The 2,398-nt window shown below is 71.9% G+C and carries 3 protein-coding genes; 1 reads left to right on the plus strand and 2 read right to left on the minus strand.

All coding sequences use genetic code 11. The features are described from left to right. Together KBX53_RS29770 and KBX53_RS29775 are read right to left on the minus strand one after the other, a co-directional pair. The coding region (locus KBX53_RS29770; RefSeq protein ID WP_210862981.1) for an ABC transporter permease subunit at window positions 1-777 on the minus strand (777 nt) is incomplete at its 3' end. Then, window positions 774-1,751, minus strand: coding sequence for an aliphatic sulfonate ABC transporter substrate-binding protein (locus KBX53_RS29775; protein ID WP_210862983.1), 978 nt, complete (start codon window positions 1,749-1,751; stop codon window positions 774-776). The genes KBX53_RS29775 and KBX53_RS29770, both read right to left, overlap by 4 nt. Window positions 1,752-1,931: 180 nt before the next feature. Between KBX53_RS29775 and KBX53_RS29780 the strand changes: the two genes are divergently transcribed. After that, a partial coding sequence (locus tag KBX53_RS29780; RefSeq protein WP_210862985.1) for an LLM class flavin-dependent oxidoreductase occupies window positions 1,932-2,398 on the plus strand: 467 nt, incomplete at its 3' end.

Consider the following 2,398-nt stretch of genomic DNA (forward strand, 5'->3'; position numbering starts at 1 on the left):
CGCACTGTCGGATATCAGCCCGAGCAGGGCGTAGACGAGCAGGCCGAGCACCACCACGTCGGTCTGGCTGAACTCCCGCGCCTCCATCATCAGAAAGCCGATCCCGGTCTGGGCGTTGACCTGCTCGCCGACGACCAGGCTGAGCCAGGCCGCCCCGATCGCCAGCCGCAGGCCGAGGAAGAGCGACGGCAGCGCGCCGGGCAGCACCACGTGGCGCAGGCGGGCGGCCTGGCCCAGCCCGCAGGTGCGGGCAGCCTCGACCAGTCGTTCGTCGATGTCCCGGATGCCGGCGTAGGTGTTGAAGTAGATGGGGAAGAACGCGCCCAGCGCCACCAGGCTGATCTTCAGCGACTCGCCGATCCCGACCCAGATGATCAGCAACGGCACCAGCCCGAGGTGTGGCAGCATCCGGGCCATCTGCACCGGCGGGTCGACCAGGTCGTCGCCGAGCCGCAGCAGCCCCGCCACCGTGCCCAGGGCCAGCGCCAGAACGCCGCCGATGAACAGCCCCGCTGCGGCCCGGGTGAGGGAGTCCACGAGGTGGACGGCGAGCGTCCCGTCCCGGCTCAGTCGCCAGCCGGTGGCGAGGACGGCGCTGGGCGCGGGCAGCTTCTCCGGTGCGAGCACCCCGGTCCGGGCGGCCAGTTCCCAGCCCAGCACCAGCACGACCGGGCTGACCAGCCGCCGCCACCGCCGCGTCGAGCGGGGGCGCCGGGGGTCGGCCGGCGCGACGGCCACGGCTTCGGTCGGCGTTTCCAACAGCTGTGTACGGCTCACTGGAACACCGCGCTGAAGCGGTCGTCCACCCGGCTCCTGATGTCGACGGGCCCCGGAATGAGGTCCAGCGCGATGAAGCTGTCGGTGATCGCCTGGAGTTCGTCGCCGATGGCCGGGGTGACCGGGGCGAGCGGCTTGGCGCTGCGGTCGAGAGCGCGGCTGGTGACGTCCTCCGGGCTCTTCAGCTCCGGCGCCAGCGTGCGGGCCCGCTCCTGCGGGTTCGCGATGCCCCAGTCGGTCACCTCGCGGTAGCGCTGCAGGAACGCCCGGATGTCGTCCGAGCGCTGGGCGACCGCGTCGGGAGCGGCCAGCACGTACTCGCGGTTGCTGGCCAGGCCTGTCGCGTCGGCGAGCACCCGGACGCCCGGCTGCTCGGCCAGCGCGAAGTACGGATCCCAGATGACCCAGGCGTCGACCTGCCCGCTGTCGAACGCGGGTCGTCCCTCGGCCGGCTTGAGGTACTTGACCTTGATGTCCTTCAACGTCATCTTGTTGGCCTCCAGCAGCCGGACCAGCAGCCAGTGCACGTTGGAGCCCTTGTTGAGGGCGATCGTCCGGCCCTTGAGGTCGGCGAAGTTGCGGTAGCCGCTGTCGGCCTTGACCAGCACCGCCTCGCCCTGCGGGATCGGAGCCGAGGTGCCGATGATGGAGAACGGGATCTTGCCGGCGGCGGCGAAGACGGGTGGGGCCTCGCCGACCTGTCCGATGTCGATCGACCCGGCCTTGAGCGCCTCGGTGAGGGCCGGCCCGCTCTCGAACAGCGACCACTCGACGCCCGGGGTCTCGCCGCGCGCCTTGACCAGGCTCAGCCCTCCGAAGCGCTGGTAGCCGATTCGCAGCTTGCCCGCCTCGTCTCCGGCGTCGGCCGACCCGCCGCAGGCGCTCACGGCGGCCGTGGCGAGCAGGACCAGCGCGGTGAACGCGGCTGTCAGCAGGCGGTGACGCGGGGGATGAGGCGTCGAGGGGGTGCGCATGGCGGCTCCTTGGGTCGGGCAGGTGCGCCGGGCCGCATCGACCGGCGTGGGTGATCGTGGGCGGTAGCCTACTAACCCGATAGGTTTTATGGGTAGGCTGTCGGCGGGATCGTCCCACCCCTCAGGAGGTGCCCGCTTCACCGCGTGCGCCGACCGCCCCCGCTCACGGAAAGAGCCGCGATGACCCTCACCTTCCACTGGTTCCTGCCCACCAACGGCGACAGCCGCGACATCGTCGGCGGCGGGCACGGCGTACCGACCGGTGCCGCCGGAGGCGCCCGCCCGGCCAGCGTGGCGTACCTCGGACAGATCGCCCGCAGCGCCGAGCAACTCGGCTTCGTCGGCGCGCTCACCCCCACCGGCGCGTGGTGCGAGGACGCCTGGCTGTCCACGGCGATGCTCACCGAGGTCACCGAACGCCTCAGGTTCCTGGTGGCCTTCCGGCCCGGCCTGACCTCACCCACCCTCGCCGCCCAGATGGCCTCCACGTTCCAGCGGCTGTCCCGGGGTCGCCTGCTGCTCAACGTGGTCACCGGCGGCGAGTCATCGGAGCAGCGGGCCTACGGCGACTTCCTGGACAAGGACGCCCGGTACGCGCGGGCCGACGAGTTCCTGCACGTCGTCCGCGCGCTGTGGCGGGGGGAGAC

Origin of the sequence: Micromonospora sp. M51, from assembly GCF_018070305.1 — a bacterium.
Classification (GTDB): domain Bacteria; phylum Actinomycetota; class Actinomycetes; order Mycobacteriales; family Micromonosporaceae; genus Micromonospora; species Micromonospora parva.